The 16,235-nt window shown below is 55.4% G+C and carries 16 protein-coding genes and 1 riboswitch; of the genes, 12 read left to right on the top strand and 4 right to left on the bottom strand.

Features of this window, described 5'->3' with window-relative positions:
* Positions 1-59: 59 nt before the first annotated feature.
* Complete coding sequence (locus tag FGQ86_RS10680; protein ID WP_138303997.1) at positions 60-377, bottom strand: hypothetical protein; 318 nt, start codon at positions 375-377, stop codon at positions 60-62.
* Positions 378-510: 133 nt separating this feature from the next.
* Here FGQ86_RS10680 and FGQ86_RS10675 point away from each other — a divergent pair, with 133 nt between their 5' ends.
* Both FGQ86_RS10675 and FGQ86_RS10670 read left to right on the top strand, forming a co-directional pair.
* Positions 511-1,185, top strand: coding sequence for an MBL fold metallo-hydrolase (locus FGQ86_RS10675; RefSeq protein ID WP_138303995.1), 675 nt, complete (start codon positions 511-513; stop codon positions 1,183-1,185).
* A gap of 26 nt (positions 1,186-1,211) precedes the next feature.
* On the top strand, positions 1,212-1,844 hold the full coding sequence (locus FGQ86_RS10670; protein WP_033126549.1) for a Type 1 glutamine amidotransferase-like domain-containing protein: 633 nt from the start codon (positions 1,212-1,214) through the stop codon (positions 1,842-1,844).
* A 209-nt stretch (positions 1,845-2,053) separates the two neighbouring features.
* On the opposite strand, the gene FGQ86_RS16700 is transcribed toward FGQ86_RS10670, so the two are convergent.
* The 3 genes from FGQ86_RS16700 to FGQ86_RS10660 form a co-directional block, all read right to left on the bottom strand.
* Positions 2,054-2,851 (bottom strand): ATP-binding cassette domain-containing protein, encoded by a 798-nt coding sequence (locus FGQ86_RS16700; protein ID WP_347562508.1) that lies wholly within the window; start codon positions 2,849-2,851, stop codon positions 2,054-2,056.
* Positions 2,784-3,542 carry an ABC transporter transmembrane domain-containing protein gene (locus tag FGQ86_RS16695; protein WP_347562507.1) on the bottom strand — a complete coding sequence of 253 codons (759 nt, stop codon included), beginning with the start codon at positions 3,540-3,542 and terminating at the stop codon, positions 2,784-2,786. Before FGQ86_RS16695 ends, FGQ86_RS16700 begins: the two co-directional genes overlap by 68 nt.
* A gap of 88 nt (positions 3,543-3,630) precedes the next feature.
* A complete protein-coding gene (locus FGQ86_RS10660; RefSeq protein ID WP_033126547.1) occupies positions 3,631-4,281 on the bottom strand; it encodes a TetR/AcrR family transcriptional regulator in 651 nt (216 codons plus the stop codon).
* Between the two features lie 112 nt (positions 4,282-4,393).
* Here FGQ86_RS10660 and FGQ86_RS16600 point away from each other — a divergent pair, with 112 nt between their 5' ends.
* The 10 genes from FGQ86_RS16600 (at position 4,394) to thiW (ending at position 16,113) form a co-directional block, all read left to right on the top strand.
* The gene (locus tag FGQ86_RS16600; protein ID WP_255349850.1) at positions 4,394-4,525 is read left to right on the top strand and encodes a hypothetical protein; all 132 of its coding nucleotides are present in this window, start codon (positions 4,394-4,396) and stop codon (positions 4,523-4,525) included.
* A gap of 190 nt (positions 4,526-4,715) precedes the next feature.
* Positions 4,716-5,555 carry a PRD domain-containing protein gene (locus FGQ86_RS10655; RefSeq protein ID WP_138303994.1) on the top strand — a complete coding sequence of 280 codons (840 nt, stop codon included), beginning with the start codon at positions 4,716-4,718 and terminating at the stop codon, positions 5,553-5,555.
* Between the two features lie 141 nt (positions 5,556-5,696).
* Positions 5,697-7,598 (top strand): beta-glucoside-specific PTS transporter subunit IIABC, encoded by a 1,902-nt coding sequence (locus tag FGQ86_RS10650; RefSeq protein ID WP_138303992.1) that lies wholly within the window; start codon positions 5,697-5,699, stop codon positions 7,596-7,598.
* A gap of 24 nt (positions 7,599-7,622) precedes the next feature.
* Entirely contained in the window at positions 7,623-9,083 is a 1,461-nt protein-coding gene (locus FGQ86_RS10645) for a glycoside hydrolase family 1 protein (RefSeq protein ID WP_138303990.1), read from the top strand.
* Between the two features lie 165 nt (positions 9,084-9,248).
* The gene (locus FGQ86_RS10640; RefSeq protein WP_087175084.1) at positions 9,249-9,815 is read left to right on the top strand and encodes a CDP-alcohol phosphatidyltransferase family protein; all 567 of its coding nucleotides are present in this window, start codon (positions 9,249-9,251) and stop codon (positions 9,813-9,815) included.
* A 192-nt stretch (positions 9,816-10,007) separates the two neighbouring features.
* Entirely contained in the window at positions 10,008-10,760 is a 753-nt protein-coding gene (locus FGQ86_RS10635) for a TetR/AcrR family transcriptional regulator (RefSeq protein WP_243127235.1), read from the top strand.
* A 98-nt stretch (positions 10,761-10,858) separates the two neighbouring features.
* Entirely contained in the window at positions 10,859-12,643 is a 1,785-nt protein-coding gene (locus tag FGQ86_RS10630; RefSeq protein WP_347562506.1) for an ABC transporter ATP-binding protein, read from the top strand.
* Positions 12,636-14,369: an ABC transporter ATP-binding protein gene (locus FGQ86_RS10625; protein ID WP_138303986.1), complete on the top strand. Its 1,734-nt coding sequence runs from the start codon at positions 12,636-12,638 to the stop codon at positions 14,367-14,369. The genes FGQ86_RS10630 and FGQ86_RS10625 overlap by 8 nt, the downstream gene beginning before the upstream one ends.
* 161 nt (positions 14,370-14,530) lie before the next feature.
* Positions 14,531-15,208, top strand: coding sequence for a TRIC cation channel family protein (locus FGQ86_RS10620; protein ID WP_138303984.1), 678 nt, complete (start codon positions 14,531-14,533; stop codon positions 15,206-15,208).
* Positions 15,209-15,284: 76 nt separating this feature from the next.
* Positions 15,285-15,394, top strand: a riboswitch (TPP riboswitch).
* A 209-nt stretch (positions 15,395-15,603) separates the two neighbouring features.
* Positions 15,604-16,113: an energy coupling factor transporter S component ThiW gene (gene thiW / locus FGQ86_RS10615; protein ID WP_033126539.1), complete on the top strand. Its 510-nt coding sequence runs from the start codon at positions 15,604-15,606 to the stop codon at positions 16,111-16,113.
* Positions 16,114-16,235 lie beyond the last annotated feature (122 nt).

The following is a 16,235-nucleotide window of genomic DNA, read 5'->3' as shown; positions in this document are numbered from 1 at the left end:
ATAAAACACAGGGTATTTGGAAGTACATTCCAGGTGCCCTGTGTTTTTTAGAACCTTTTTTAGAAATCGGGATTTTTATGGAGTATCCGCAGGCTTCTCACCGTATCCGTGTCCACCTCCAGTTCCCCGGCAATAGTCTCTACAGATTTGCCCTTTGCCAGCTTCTTCTGGATCACCTCCGCTTTTTGCTCCAGCAGAATATCCCTCAGCACATTGTTTTCAATGCATGTATCCACTGCCGCTGAAACTGCCTCCCTGAGGGGGAGCGGCCGCTTCAGGTTCTCCCGGACTGTGTTCACGAAGACAGCGTACTCCTTCAGACGGCGGCACTTCTCCATCAGGGCCCTGCTGTGCCCGTAGTTAATGTTCAGCATCACGGTCTCGCACTCCAGGGCGGGCCGCTGGAAAATAAAGCGGGCACATTGGTGAATTTGTGGACAGCTGTTTGAGCGGAATGTTACAATATAAGCAGGATTAGGTATAGAAAGAGCAGTAAAAGGAGGGTTGCCCATGACAAATGTAAAGCTGTTTATGGAAAATTTTTATATACTGGATGACGGACGGGTGCGGCAGTTCCTGATCACAGGGGAGGAGGAGGCACTTCTGATCGACACAGGATTTGCGGACGGCCAGGTGCACCAGGCAGTCAGAAGGCTTACAAGCCTGCCGGTGAGAGTCGTCCTGACTCACGGGGATGTGGACCATGCAGGAGGGCTGAAGGATTTTGGAGAAGGATTTCTCCACAGGGCGGACTGGCATCTGGTAAAAGACAGGGTGTCCCTGAAGCCTCTGGAGGAGGGGGATGTCTTTCTGTGCGGCGGCTACTGCCTGGAGGTGGTCGAGATACCGGGCCATACATACGGGAGCGTGGCGCTTCTGGACCGGGAGAGAAAGCTGCTTCTGCCCGGCGACTCTGTACAGAAGGGCGGGCCGATTTTCATGTTTGGGGATCATCGCAGTCTGGACCTGTACATAGAGAGCCAGAAAAAGCTGTGCGTCCTGGCAGACCAGGTGGAGACGATTATCCCCTGCCATCACCCGTATCCGGTTGAGCCCGAATATATCAGGAGAAACCTGGAGGACGCCGTGGAGCTGAAAAAGGGCACACTGAAGGGGACGAAGCATCCCTCCCTTCCCTGCCTGTCATATCGGGGAAAATGGACGGAGTTTTATTACGACAAATAGAAGAATGTAAGGAGCACAGGGAGAATATGAAGAAGATTTTACTGGTCTCCATGATGCATCGGGTCTTGGAGACTTTAAAGAGAGAGGAGCCTGACCTTGGGGGAAAAACGGTGTCGTACATCCCCACGGCGATTATAGGGGAAGCGGACGGCGATGCGGCCATCGTAAACGGAATGATAAAGGAAGAGACGGAAATGCTGGAAAGCCTGGGACTTAAGGTGGACGTGCTGGATGTCTCCGCTGCCTCCCGGGAAAAGATTTTCCACAGTCTGACAGAGAATGACCTGATCTTTGTGGGTGGGGGCAATACCTTTTTCCTGCTGCAGGAGCTGAAAAGGAGCGGAGCGGACAGACTGCTGATCCGGGAGGTGGAGCAGGGCAAGCTGTACATAGGCGAGTCGGCGGGTGCTGTCGTGGCCTGCCCGGACATCGGATACTGTGATCTTATGGACGCCCCGGAGAAGGCCCCGGAGCTTGAAACCTATTCCGCCCTCGGACTGGTGGACTTCTATGTGGTTCCCCACCTGGACAACGAAGAGATGGGGGAGGGGGCACGGAAGATCATTGAGACATATGGAGACAAGCTGGATTTGAAGGTCATTACGGATGAGCAGGCCATACTTGTGGAAGGGGATAAGGCTGAGATCTTAGATATGTAATCTTAAGCAGAAAGAAAAATCTGACGGAGGTCTGTATGAAGAGTGTGTTGTGTGAGAAATTAAAATTCTGACTTTATCCGGTTGCTATCCTGTTTACAGACGAGAAGCCGGCGGGGGCAGTGGACGGATGCAGGGCGACGGGAACAAAGTTCCAGGCGCCCTGTCCTGTCTTGCTGCGGCCCTGGGGTGAGATCCTGGGCCGCTTGTTTCTAAGCCGGCCTGCGGTTCCAGCCCTGGCTCTGCTCCCTGGCGCTTACAAGGTCCCGGTAGGGACCGCCTTCCTCCATGAGCAGGTCGTGGGTGCCCCGCTGGGCGATGCGGCCATCCTGGATGACCAGGATCTGGTCTGCGTCCCGGATGGTGTGGAGCCGGTGGGCGATGACCAGCAGGGTCTTGCCCCGGCACAGTTCACTGATGGCCTCCTGGATGTACTGTTCATTGTCCGCGTCCACGCTGGCTGTGGCCTCGTCCAGGACGATGACAGGGGCGTCCTTTAAGATGGCCCGGGCCAGGCAGATCCGCTGACGCTCCCCGCCGGAGAGCTGCTTTCCGCCGTCCCCGGCCATGGTGTGGATGCCCTCCGGCAGCCGGTCCAGGAATTCCATGCACTGGGCCTTCCCGGCGGCCTCCATGACCTCCTCGTCGGTGGCGGTCAGGCGGCCTGCGCGGATGTTTTCCAGAAGGCTTGTGTTAAAGAGGAACTGCTCCTGGGACACGTAGGAAATCTGGTCGTTCAAAGCCTGAAGACTCATGTCCCGCAGGTCCTGGCCGCCCAGGCGGATCGCTCCGCCGGTCACGTCGTAGTAGTGGACCAGGAGCTTTGCCAGGGTGGATTTCCCGGAGCCGGACTCCCCAACCAGGGCGGTCAGGCTTCCCTCCGGCACAGTCAGGGAGACGCCGTGGAGCACCTCCTCCTCTCTGTAGGCGAAATGTACCCTGTCAAAGGTGACTGTGTGGTCCCTGCCGGAGAAGGGAGCCTCTGTCTGGGCGAGGGGCAGGGCGCTCATGAGCTGCTCCAGGGCATGGATCTTGTAGCTCACCTGGGGCATGGCGGCCAGGAAGGAGAGGGCCCTGAGAAGAGGGGCGCCTGTGCCGAAGGACATGCAGAGCACCAGGGCCAGGTCCGGCAGGGTGGAGTAGTCTTTCAGGACAAGGAAGGCACCCACAGGAAGGGTGAAGAGGGCCACGCAGGGAAGGATGCTGTTGTACAGCGCCATCCAGGGCCAGCTTCCAGTCCACGAAGAACATGGCGATGAACACAAAGACCGGCACAGCCACATTGGCCAGCCCCTCGGGCAGGGCGTGGGCCAGCAGGAGCTCGATGGAGTCAATGTCGTCGATGAACATTTTTTTCAGTGTGCCTGTGCCCTTCTCCTTTATGACTCCCAGGGGCTGCTTTTCCAGGCGGCCCTGCAGGGAGACCCGGAGATTGCGCAGCGTGCTGTAGGCAGCCCGGTGGGAGAGGGACAGGCCCTTCACGTAGAGCAGAGCGTAGAGCACCCCGCACAGGGCGATGGCCGCCGCCCACAGAAGGGACTGACCGGGATTTGCCAGCTCCCCGGTGAGAGGCGGGGCGATGAGCCGGTAGATGAAGAAATAGGGGAGTACGCTCATGACCACGCCCAGCAGCATGACTGCTATGGACGCATAGGTGGTCCGGCGGTATTCCCCGGCATATTCCAGAACCTTTTTAAACATGTCTTAAACCTCCTTTCTGGGTTAGAACAAACTAACTTACGAGAGAAAAGAAAGCCCTCCCCGAAGAGAGGGGCTGTGAGGGGCGTGTCTAGGGGGAGAGGCTGCTTTCCTGCCCCGGCTCTGTCGTCCGGAAGCCAAGGGCCTGGTGCCAGTTGAACAGCCTGCACACGATATGGCAGTGCGCCTCGATCTGCTCCCATGTAAAATGGTGGATAAAGGGCTCGTATATGGTAGTCCAGAATGCGGACAGGAGGATGTGGAGCTCATCCGGATTCACATCCTTCCTGCAGAGCCCCCTCCTTTTCGCCTCCTCCAGGAAGGCGCTGGTGGCTTTTGTGAGGAGGGCCACCCAGTCGTGGGCAAAGCGGGAGTACCTGGTCCCCTCCGAGCAGGCAAGGAGCAGGTAGAAATCATCGTGCCTGTCGTAGAGGTATCGGAACCACCACATCATGTCGGAGTGGTCCATGTCCCACGCTTTGATCAGCTCTTCGTCGGACATGAGGGAAAGCTCTCTGTCCCCCCGCTGAGACGCCACAGAGTACAGCTCCTCCACGGTCTGCCGTACAGTGGCGCTGAACAGGTCCTCCTTGCCCTTGTAGCGCTTGTAGAGGGCACCGGTGGTGACACCTGCGCCCTCGCAGATGGATTTCAGGGACGCCTTCTCAAAACCCTTCTCCAGGAATTCTTTCCGGGCGCTCTCGATAATGCGCGGGTCAATGGAATGGTCGGGTACTGCCATGGTCGTGCCTCCTTACTTTGCATGGAAAACAACTGATAATTTGATTACCGATAATCTGATTATCAATATAACAGAGAGAGAGGCAAATGTCAAGGAGAATGTGACGTACAATATGTTTGAGATAGAAATGCGAAGTCCGAAAAGGGAATGGCGGTCAGGGTTTCAGAAGGAGGCCGTTTCCGGCTCCGAGGCAGAGGGAATGATTTTGGAAATATTGCATAAAAAGAAGAGCGGGAAGTTATGATATATGATGAAAAGAAAAATAGCTATAGACAAATGGACCGAGAGCTGTTAATATATACAAGTAAATTAAGTTTGTTATTACGTAATGGTAAGCAAGACTGTTTATAATACTGACTGGGATAAATAGTATTATAGGCAGTTTTTTTTATGGCAGAGCCGTTTTGGATGCTTGCCGGAGGGGGCAGGAACAGGTGAAGATCGTCAGAGTTCTGAATACAAATGCAGTTGTATCGCTGGACCCGTGCGGCCGGGAAATCATCATTACCGGCGCCGGCATCGGGTTTAAAAAGAAAAAGGGCGAGGAGCTGGACAAGTCCCGCGTGGAGAAGATCTACTGTCTGAAGAATGCGGAGGACAATTACAGGCTCCAGCAGGTGGTGAGGGAAATATCGGAGAAATATCTGGAGATTGCCGGCAAGGTAGTCACTGCTTCCAGAGAAGCAGGCCTGAAGGTGAGAGATACCCTCTACGTGACGTTGACAGACCACATCAATTCTGCTGTGGAGAGATACCAGAGAGGTATCAGCCTTAAGAATCTGATGCGACACGAGATCCGAAAATTTTATCCCCAGGAATACAGGGTAGCTCAGGAGGCCATTGAGTGGATACGGCGTATGACTGACTTTGACCTGGGAAAAGACGAGGCGGGATTTATCGCCATGCATATCATATCCTCAGAGCTTGAGAGCAACGAGGTTTCGGATGTGCAGAAGATGACAGAGCTGATCAATGCCATTATCAAGATTGTCAAAATACATTTCAGGATTGAATTTGACGAGGATTCTGTGTCCTATCAGAGATTTCTGACACATTTAAAATTCTTCTCATCCAGAGTCCTGGACGGTGAGGTCTACCAGGACAGCATGGAGGAGATATACCAGGCAATGGTGGCACAGAACGGGCATGCCTACACGGGTGTGGAAAAGGTGGCCCGGTTCATTGAAAAGCAGTATGGATACCGGCTCAGCATAGATGAGGAGCTGTATCTTCTGATCCATATAAAGAGAATACTGGACGAACAGCACCGCTAGTTCACAGGTTTGTTATTATTCAGTTAAGCAAGACCTGGCCCTGAGGGGCGCATTTCCCGGGAAAATGCGCTCTTTAAGGCCAGGTCTTTCTTTTTCCGGAGACTTCCGGGATACATATATCAATTCTAATGAGGTGAAGATATGGATTACGCAAGTGTTGCAAAGAAAATCCTGCAGCGTGTGGGAGGAAAAGAAAATGTGATCAGTCTCGTACACTGTATGACCAGGCTGAGATTCACGCTGAAAGACGAGTCCATTGTGGACGACGAGGCAGTGAAAAAGACAAAAGGTGTTATGGGAGTGATGAAGAAGGCGGGACAGTACCAGATCATCATAGGAAATGATGTGGCCAATGTCTTTGCGGAGCTGAACAAGCTCGGCAGCTTTTCAAACGAGGCTCCGAAGAAGGCGCCCCGGAACCAGGAAAAGAAGGGGGTCGTCTCCATGCTGATGGACACGATTTCTGGTATTATGGCACCGGTCATTCCGGCGATCATCGGCGCGGCCATGATCAAGGTACTTCTGACGCTGCTGCCAATGATAGGTGTGCTTGATACAGAAGGAAATACCTATAACCTGTTAAGCGTTATAGGAGACGGCGCCTTTTTCTTTATGCCTGTTTTGATCGCCATCTCTGCATCAAAGAAATTCGGGACAAATATGTACTATGCGGCCAGCATTGCGCTTATCATGCTCCATCCCAATTTCATTTCCTTGATGAGCAATGCAAACGAGGCGGGAGAGGTGGTAAAATTCCTCGGCTTTATCCCGGTTACCTATGCTTCTTATTCCTACTCGGTCATCCCGATCATCCTTGCGGTATGGTCTCTGCAGTATGTGGAGAAGCTGGCAGATAAGATTACGCCCGTGGTGACCAAGAACTTCCTGCGCCCCATGCTGGTGGTGCTGATCGAGGCACCGATCGCCCTGATCGTACTGGGACCTCTGGGGGCAATCCTGGGCAATGTCCTGTCAGATATCGTATACTTTATCCATGACCAGCTCGGCTTTATCGCCATCGGATTGGTGGCCGGTATTTATCCGTTTGTTGTCATGGCCGGCATGCACCACGCATTTACCCCGATAAAGCTCGGTATGATCGCAACAACCGGATATGAGAACTTTATCTGTATCGGTGAGCTATGCTCCAACATGGCGCAGGGTGCTGCTTCTCTCGCCGTATCTGTAAAGAGCAAAAACAAAGACTTCAAACAGGTTGCCGGCTCCTCCGCATTCTCCGCACTTGTGGCAGGTATTACGGAGCCCGCTCTCTACGGTGTGACACTGAGACTGAAAAGGCCAATGCTGGGGGCCTGCATCGGAGCTGTCGCAGGCGGACTCTTCGGCGGTTTTTTCCAGATGAAGTGCTTTGGCATCGCGACACCGGCAATCGTGACGATCGTCCAGTATGTGGAGGAGGACAGAGCAGCCAGCCTTCTGATAGCGGCCCTTACCATTGTCATAACAGTCATTGTGGCATTTATCGCCACTATGCTGATCGGCTTTGAAGATATTGTGGACGAGGATGACGAGGATGAGGCTATCCTGGCAGAAGAGGCCCAGCCTGCAGCCGCTCCCCTTCCGGAGGGAAAAGAAATCCGTATCCTGAGCCCTATCCAGGGAGAGTGCATTCCGCTGGAGCAGGTGAAGGACGCTACATTTTCACAGGGAATCCTGGGAAAAGGAGCCGCTGTCATCCCGGAGAAGGGCGAAGTGGCATCCCCCTTTGACGGGAAGATAGATATGATGTTTGAGACCGGACATGCGGTCGGGATGACCAGCAGTGACGGTGTGGAATTGCTGATACATGTAGGCATGGACACGGTAAATCTGGAGGGAAAATATTTCTATCCGAAAAAGGCTTCCGGAGATACAGTCAAGAAGGGAGAAGTTATCCTGGAGTTTGACAAGGATGAGATCGTGAAGGCGGGATATGACATCACGACTCCGGTCATCGTATCCAACACGGATGCATTTGCGGATGTGTCTGCCACCGCCTCCGGGCCGGTGAAGGAGCTTGATGAGATACTGGTAGTACGCTGATTGAAAAGAAAAGGAGGAAGAGACATGGAACAGATGAGAGCATCAGGATTTCCGAAGGGATTTCTCTGGGGGAGTGCTTCTGCCGCCTATCAGATAGAAGGCGGATGGAAGGAAGGCGGAAAAGGGATGACGAACTGGGATGCGTTTGTGCGCATCCCGGGCAAGACCTACAAAGCCACCACAGGAGATGTGGCAGTGGACCACTATCACAGGTACAAAGAAGATATTGCGCTGATGGCAGAGATGGGGCTGAAGACATACCGTTTCTCTGTCTCCTGGGCCAGGATCTTCCCTGAGGGGACCGGGGAAGTCAACGAGGAGGGAATGGCCTTTTACCAGGATATCATTGACGAGTGCCTGAAATACAGCATAGAGCCTATGGTGACCATTTACCACTGGGATCTGCCCCAGGCCCTTGTCGATGAGTATCGGGGGTGGGAGAGCCCCCGCATCATCGATGATTATGTACAGTATGCAAAAACGCTGTTTTCCAGGTTTGACGGAAAGGTGAAGTACTGGATCACTCTGAACGAGCAGAATATATTTACCTCGCTGGGATGGCTGACAGCCCAGCATCCGCCGGGCAAATTTGATGACCAGAAAATGTTCTATCAGGTCAACCATCATGCGTTTATGGCTCATGCAAAGGCAGTGCTGGCCTATCGGCAGATGGGCGGGAAGGGACAGATAGGGGCAAGCTTCGCCTACACACCCTCCTATGCCCTGGACTGCAGGCCTATCAACGCTATGGCAAAAGCCAACTACGATGACCTGAAAAACTACTGGTGGATGGATGTCTATGCATACGGGCGCTATCCTGTTGCGGCGATGACATATCTGAAGAAAAAGGGGATCGCGCCGGACATGGCTGATGGAGATGAGGAGATTCTCAGACAGGCGGCAGCGCAGATCACGTTTATGGGCGTGAACTATTACCAGAGCTGCGTCTGCGAGTACAATCCGATGGACGGGGCCACTCCCTACGGGACTATGAACACGACCGGCGTCAAGGGCTCCGCCCAGGAGCTGGGGATGCCGGGGATTTACAAAAATCCGGCCAACCCGTATCTGCTGACCACAGACTGGGACTGGAGTATCGATCCTTCGGGACTTCAGTTCTGCTGCAGAGAGATTACGAGCCGCTATGCGCTGCCCATAGTCATCTCTGAGAACGGGCTGGGAGCCTTTGACAAGAAGACTGAGGACGGTCAGATACATGACGAGTACAGGATCTGCTATCTGAAGGAGCATATCAAGGCGCTGGGAGAAGCTGTGGAGGAGGGCTGCCAGGTACTGGCCTACTGCACCTGGTCCTTTACCGACCTTCTGAGCTGGCTGAACGGATATCAGAAGCGGTACGGCTTTATCTATGTGGACCGGGAAGAGGAGGAGGGCGGCACGCTGGACCGCTTCAGGAAGGACAGCTTCTACTGGTACAAGAAAGTCATTGAGACAAACGGGAAGGTGCTCTTTGAAGAGGAGTAGAGTGCGGGAGCTTTATTAAGGGGCTGACCTGATTTTTCCGGGATGCCTTGCCTGAGGGCTGACTTTGGTATATACTTTTACACAGACAGACCTCAGGGCTTTTCTGTCGGGCGGCGGTGTCCGGCAGATGGACAATGAGGCCAAGATAAAAAGGAGCATCCCGCCATGAAGCATGAAGAGACAACCCGCAGGATACTGACCATTCCCAATCTCCTGTCCTTTTTCCGGCTTTGCCTGATACCGGTCTTTGCCTGGCTGTACTGCGTACAGAAGGAGTATATATGGACCGGCATCGTACTGGTGATATCGGGACTGACGGACACGGCGGACGGGCTCATAGCCAGGCATTTTCATATGACCAGCGACCTGGGGAAGGTGCTGGACCCGGTGGCGGACAAGCTGACCCAGGCAGCCATGCTGGCCTGTCTCCTGACCAGATTTCCCCTCATGGCAGTCCCGCTTGCCATCATGGTGGTAAAAGAAATCTTCATGGCCATTACCGGACTTCTGGTGATACGGAAGACGGGCAGCGTGTTCGGGGCTGACTGGCACGGAAAGGTCACCACCTGGCTGCTCTACGCCATGATGGTCCTGCACCTGTTCTGGTACAATATCCCTGAGGGGGTATCCCGGCTCCTGATCGGCATCTGTGCGGCCATGCTGCTTTTGTCCTTTGCCCTCTACGGCATCCATCACATCAGGACCCTGCGGGGGACACAGACAGAGAAATAACAGCAAAATCGCGTGAAAATGATCAGTCAACAGCCGGCAGGCTCCAGAGGACAGGAGCCTGCCTTTTCTTATACCTTTATCCCAGTTGAGAAAAAATCTCATATACAGCCCTTCCTCTTGTGCCCGGACACATTTCCTGATACACTGATAACAGTGTTAGCACACACTGTTATCTCTGCCGGAAGGTCCGATGTGAAAGGGGCCGCAGCAGCGGAGGCTGTTTCCGACGGGGAGAGGCAGGATACAAAGGGGAGGAAGGCCATGGAAGAAGAGAAGGGAACACAGGAGAGGATCCTTGAGGCGGCCCGGGAGGAATTCCTGGAAAAGGGCTTTGAGCGGGCTTCCCTTCGCAGGATCGTGAAGGAGGCGGGCGTCACCACCGGGGCATTTTACCGGTATTACCCCACAAAGGAGGCTCTCTTTGACGCTCTGGCAGGGCCCCACGCCAGGGCAGTGATGGGTTTTTTTGACCAGGGACTTGCCGCCATCCGGGAGATGCCCGCCAGTGAGCAGACCGGCGCCATGTCCAGGGTGACAGGCGACTGTATAGGGAAGATCCTGGACTATGTGTATGACCATTACACAGAATGCAAGCTCCTCATCTGCTCCGCCGGGGGCACGTCCTATGAACAGTTTATCCATGAGATGACAGAGAAGGAGGTGGAGGCCACCTACCGCTACATCGAGGCCGTGGAGTCCACAGGACATCCCATGCCCGAGATAGACAGGGAGCTGTGTCACATGATCTCCAGCGGCCTGTTTACTGGCATGTTTGAGATGGTGGCCCACGATATGGAAAAGGAGGCGGCGTCCAGGCGGATACGGCAGCTGAGGGAGTTCCACACCGGCGGGTGGATGCGGATCATGGGCGTTGATTTTGACGGGGGCGAAGCCAGGGAGGCCGGTGAAGATGCGGATACACAGAGCGGCGGCGAAAGCCGCTGAGGAGAAAACAGGGAGCATTCCCTTTTTCTTTTGCCAGACGGTTAGAAATAACTAACGCACGGATGAGACGGAAGGTAAGAATAAAGGAGGGATTTCATTTGGAAGCAAAAAGAAAGAAGGAAAGGTCTACCCTGGGGTGGGTCATGACATTTGCGGGAACCCACAGGGGGCTCTACGCAGTCAGCGTGGCGGTGGCGGCGGTGGGCGTGGTCTGCGGGATCATTCCCTATTTTATCATGGGGGATATGATACACAGACTGGTGGAAGGTGACAGGAACTGGCAGGCCTATCTGGCGTCCGGCCTTGCCATGGCAGTGTTCTGGACGGCCAGGGTCGTCTTTCACAGCATTTCCACAGCCTGCTCCCACAAGGCCACCTTTCACGTGCTGGCTCAGCTGCGCAGGATGATGTGCGACAAGCTGTCCCGGGTCCCGTTAGGGTACGTGAAGGACAGACCGTCAGGGACGCTGAAGAACATCCTGATGGAGAGGACGGACAGTATTGAGACCACGCTGGCCCACGTGCTGCCGGAGTTTACGGGAAATATACTGGCCCCGGTGCTGGTGTTCCTCTACATGCTGACCATTGACTGGAGGATGGCGCTCATCTCTCTTATCACCCTGCCCCTGGGACTTTTGTTCTACTCCATGATGATGATCGGGTACGAGGAGAACTACAAAAATGTGCTGGCAAAGACTAAGACCTTAAATGACACAGCGGTGGAATACATCAACGGCATCGAGGTCATCAAGGCATTCGGGAAGGCGAAGACCTCCTACGACCGGTTCGTCACGGCGGCAAAGGAGGGGGCGGCCTGCTACGTGGACTGGATGCGAAAGTGCAATATCCCCTTCTCCCTGGGCATGGTGGTGATTCCCTGCACGGCCCTGACGGTGCTGCCTTTTGGGGGACTCTTTGTCAGGAATGGCAGCCTGACCCCGGTGGATTTCATCATGATCATCCTGCTGTCCGTGGGGCTCATCCAGCCCCTTATCACCTGCATGTCCTACACAGACGACCTGGGAAAGATGGGGACCATCATCGGGGAGGTGACAGAGATCCTCACACAGGAGGAACTGGACCGGCCAAAGGAGGACAGGGCCAGGCCCGCGGACCACTCTGTCACGCTGGAGAACGTTCATTTTGCCTACCACGACAGGGAGGTGCTCCACGGCGTCAGCATGGAGATACCCTCGGGCAGTGTCGCCGCCCTCGTGGGACCATCCGGCTCCGGAAAGTCCACCATCGCCAAGCTGATCGCCTCTCTCTGGGATGTGAAGGAGGGGAGCGTCCGGATCGGGGGCGTGGATATCCGGGACCTGTCCCTGGAGGAGTACAATCGGAGGATCGCCTACGTCTCCCAGGACAATTACCTTTTTGACGACACCATCCGGGAAAATATCCGCATGGGCCGCCCTGGCGCCACGGACGGGGAGGTGGAGGAGGTGGCCAGAAGGAGCGGATGCCACGACTTTATCATGGGCCTGGAAAAGGGCTACGACACAGTGGCAGGGGGCAGCGGCGGTCATCTGTCCGGCGGCGAGCGGCAGCGCATCGCCATTGCCCGGGCCATGCTGAAGGATGCGCCCATTGTGATACTGGATGAGGCATCCGCCTACATGGACCCGGAGAACGAGGCGGTGATACAGGCCTCCGTGGCCAGGCTGGTGCAGGGGAAGACCCTCATCGTCATCGCCCACCGCCTGTCCACTGTCTGCGATGCGGACCGGATCTTTGTGATCCGGGACGGCCGGGTGGACGCCGCGGGAACCCACAGGGAGCTGCTGGCCCGGGGCGGCCTCTACAGCCAGATGTGGGAGGCCCACATGTCTGTCAAAGACCGGGCTGCAGAAAAGGAGGAGGGAGGGGAGCTCCATGATTAAGATACTGAGAAGATTTTTTGATTTCTGCGGGGGAGAGAACCGGCGCAAATTTTACCTGTCCATCTTCTTCGGTGTGCTGATGGCCCTCTTTGAGGCCCTGAAAATCCCGGCTATCGTGCTCATGCTGGACGCGGTCATCAGGGGGAATGTGACAGTGGCGGTGATCTGGCAGTGCCTGGGCATCTGTCTTGTCAGCATTATCGGCGGCTTCATCGTGAAGTATTTCAACACTATCATCCAGTGTGAGGCGGGCTACGGCACCGCGGCGGAAAAGAGGATCGAGATCGCGGAGCATCTGCGGTATCTGCCCATGGGCTATTTTAACAACAACAGCATAGGATACATTACCTCCGTCACCACCAACACCATGGAAAATCTGGGGGACGTGGCGACAAGAGTGGTCATGCTCACCACCCAGGGCGTGCTCACCACCCTCATCATCGCGGTCATGCTGCTCTTTTACGACTGGCGGATCGGCCTGGTGGTGCTGGCGGGACTTCTCCTTTTCTTCCTTGCCAACAGCCGGATGCAGAGGAAATCCGAGAAGGTCTCCCCGAGAAAGATTGCCGCCGACTCAGGCCTTGTGGAAAAGCTGCTGGAGTATATCCAAGGCATCATGGAGGTGCGGGCCTACAATATGACGAGCGCCCAGAGCCGGAAGCTGGACGCGGCCATCAGCGAAAATGAGGACTGCAACTTCACTCTTGAGAAGACCTTCATCCCCTACATGTGCGCCCAGAATTTTGTCACAAAGATGACTGGCGTGGCCATGACCCTCCTGTCCATCTGGTTTTATCTGGAGGGGACAATGGACCTGATCGTGTGTATCTCCATGATGATATGCTCCTTTATCGTCTACTCCAGCCTGGACTCGGCGGGCAACTACTCAGCCCTGCTGCGGACCGTGGACGTGAGCGTGGACAAGGCCCGGGAAATCCTGGATCTGCAGCCCATGGACACAGAGGGCAGGGATCTGACGCCCAAAAGTCACGACATCGATGTGGAGGACATTGCGTTCTCCTACGATAAGAGGCGCGTCATCGACGGGATCACGGTTCACATCCCGGAGCGGACCACAACAGCCATCGTGGGGCCCAGCGGAGGCGGAAAGACTACCCTGTGCCACCTCATCTCCCGGTTCTGGGATGTGGATCAGGGGCAGGTGCGGCTGGGTGGCGTGGACGTGCGGGACTACAGCATGGACAGCCTGATGAAAAATTTCAGCTTTGTGTTCCAGAACGTGTACCTGTTCCAGGACACAGTCGCCAATAACATCCGCTTCGGCCAGGAGGAGGCGCCCATGGAGAAGGTGGTGGAGGCCGCCAAAAAGGCCTGCTGTCACGACTTTATCATGGCCCTGCCGGAGGGCTATGACACGGTCATCGGCGAGGGCGGGGCCTCCTTGTCCGGGGGAGAGAAGCAGCGTCTGTCCGTCGCCCGGGCCATGATGAAGGACGCTCCGGTCATCATCCTGGACGAGGCCACGGCAAATGTGGACCCGGAGAATGAGAAGGAGCTGGTGGAGGCCATCGAGGCCCTGACAAAGGAGAAGACCATCCTCATGATCGCCCACAGGCTGAAGACAGTCCGCCATGCGGACCAGATACTCGTGGTGGATAAAGGAAAGCTTGTCCAGAGGGGGCGCCACGAGGAGCTGATGCAGGAGGAGGGCATTTACCGGAGATTTGTGAACGCCAGGGAGACAGCGGCAGGCTGGAAGCTGTGACGCTGTGATGCCGGGGAGAGAGCGGCCGGCACAAAGACAGCTGCTTAACAGGACTGCTTATCGGAGTTTTCCTTTTAGACTTGTCATGGCATGGAATTGTGCTATAATGACCTGGGCTGGTATGCCCGCATGAGAATGACGAGTATGAGAGGAAGAGCAAAATGAGTGTGCAGGATAACATTGTCTTTATACTGGAGATCATCGGCACGGTGGCCTTTGCGGTCTCCGGGGCGCTGGTGGGCATCCGCAGATCCATGGATATATTTGGCGTGTGCGTGCTGGGAGTGGTCACCGCCGTCGGCGGGGGAGCCATCCGGGACGTGGCGGTGGGGATCATCCCACCCAATGTGTTCCGGGACCCGGTCTATGCGACGGTGGCCGTCCTTGTGTCCTGCCTTGTCTTCGGGATCATGTATTTTCGCAGCTTCCGGTCCACCGGCAGACTTGGAAGGCTGTACGACGGGGCTATGCTCCTGATGGACGCGGTGGGGCTGGGGATCTTTACCGTGGTGGGGGTCAACGCGGGCATCCAGCAGGGATATGGGGGCAATGCGTTCCTCCTTATTTTTACCGGCACAGTGACCGGCGTGGGCGGAGGACTCCTCAGAGATATCATGGCAGGGGTCCCGCCTTACATATTTGTCCGCCACATCTATGCCTGCGCTTCTATAGCAGGGGCTGTGGCCTGTACGCTCCTCTACAGGATGACCGGGATCACGGCGGCCATGTTCGCCGGGGCGGGGCTTGTCCTGGTGATACGGTGCCTGGCCTCCCACTACCGGTGGAACCTTCCGAGGATCAGGATGGAGGAAGAGCCGCGCTCATATATGGGGCGGTGACAAAACAGAGAGCCGAAAATCCTTGCAAATGACCTTCGGCAGGTCTATAATGACAAGTGATCAGATACAGTTGAATAAGCGTGTCACGGGGAGCTGGCCGTTAGCCGGCTGAGAGGAGGCTGTTATCGTCTCGACCCGCAACCTGATTTGGATAATGCCAACGTAGGGATGTGTATTCGTGTGTGAAATGGAGATGCCCTCGTGCATCTCTTTTTGTTTGATAGAAAACCTTGTTTCTGTCAAACAAAACACTCCGTGGGATGCGCACTCGCGCAAAGCAGAAAATAGTCGCTAAAGCGACTGCGCTCGGCGCGAAAGTTCCGCAAGCGGAACTTTTATTTCACAGCAAAGCTTTCCACTGGATCTGAGGACATATAGAAAGGAGCTGTGTATTGATGAAACAAAATACAGCAACGAAAAAGCTGGTGCTGGCGGGAGTTCTCACAGCCCTGGCCGTGGTGGGAAGTCTGATCAGTTTTCCCATAGCAGGCAGCAAATGCGCTCCGGTACAGCACATGGTCAACATTCTGGCCGCGGTTACGCTGGGACCCGGATGGGGCGTGGGGATTGCGTTTACGGCAAGCCTTCTGCGCAATATCCTGGGGATCGGAAGCCTTCTGGCATTTCCCGGCAGCATGGTGGGAGCCCTCTGCTGCGGACTGGTCTATGCGGCCTGTAAGAAGCTGGCCCCGACCTGCGTGGCAGAGGCCCTTGGGACAGGCATCCTGGGCGGACTTTGCGCCTACCCGGCAGCCAAACTTCTGATGGGGATGGAGCCTGCGGGACTTTTCGTGTACGTTGTACCGTTCCTCGTGTCTACAGTGGCGGGGAGCATACTGGCCTTTATCCTGATCACAGTGCTGGAGAGAGGCGGAGTCATGAGCCAGCTGCGGGCAGCAGGGTAAATGTGTTTATCGGAGGGCGTGCCCTCTGAAAAAGCGGCAGATCGGGGACACCACCTTCTGCCGCTATAGAAAAATCTGGTTGTACTGCAAAGGAGGAAATACAGCCATGATGATCACCGCGT

The organism is Clostridium sp. BSD2780061688st1 H5, assembly GCF_005845155.1.
Classification (GTDB): Bacteria; Bacillota; Clostridia; order Lachnospirales; family Lachnospiraceae; genus Claveliimonas; species Claveliimonas intestinigallinarum.
Note: the sequence above shows the minus strand (reverse complement) of the source record. Positions and strands in the feature narration are given on the sequence as shown.

Coding starts and splice junctions, on each gene's coding strand:
- FGQ86_RS10650 (WP_138303992.1), top strand. CDS start 5,697: ATGGATTACGCAAGTGTTGCAAAGAAAATCCTGCAGCGTGTGGGAGGA.
- FGQ86_RS10660 (WP_033126547.1), bottom strand. CDS start 4,281: ATGGCAGTACCCGACCATTCCATTGACCCGCGCATTATCGAGAGCGCC.
- FGQ86_RS16700 (WP_347562508.1), bottom strand. CDS start 2,851: ATGAGCGCCCTGCCCCTCGCCCAGACAGAGGCTCCCTTCTCCGGCAGG.
- thiW (WP_033126539.1), top strand. CDS start 15,604: ATGAAACAAAATACAGCAACGAAAAAGCTGGTGCTGGCGGGAGTTCTC.
- FGQ86_RS16600 (WP_255349850.1), top strand. CDS start 4,394: ATGTTTGAGATAGAAATGCGAAGTCCGAAAAGGGAATGGCGGTCAGGG.
- FGQ86_RS10675 (WP_138303995.1), top strand. CDS start 511: ATGACAAATGTAAAGCTGTTTATGGAAAATTTTTATATACTGGATGAC.
- FGQ86_RS10645 (WP_138303990.1), top strand. CDS start 7,623: ATGGAACAGATGAGAGCATCAGGATTTCCGAAGGGATTTCTCTGGGGG.
- FGQ86_RS10670 (WP_033126549.1), top strand. CDS start 1,212: ATGAAGAAGATTTTACTGGTCTCCATGATGCATCGGGTCTTGGAGACT.
- FGQ86_RS16695 (WP_347562507.1), bottom strand. CDS start 3,542: ATGTTTAAAAAGGTTCTGGAATATGCCGGGGAATACCGCCGGACCACC.
- FGQ86_RS10620 (WP_138303984.1), top strand. CDS start 14,531: ATGAGTGTGCAGGATAACATTGTCTTTATACTGGAGATCATCGGCACG.
- FGQ86_RS10640 (WP_087175084.1), top strand. CDS start 9,249: ATGAAGCATGAAGAGACAACCCGCAGGATACTGACCATTCCCAATCTC.
- FGQ86_RS10625 (WP_138303986.1), top strand. CDS start 12,636: ATGATTAAGATACTGAGAAGATTTTTTGATTTCTGCGGGGGAGAGAAC.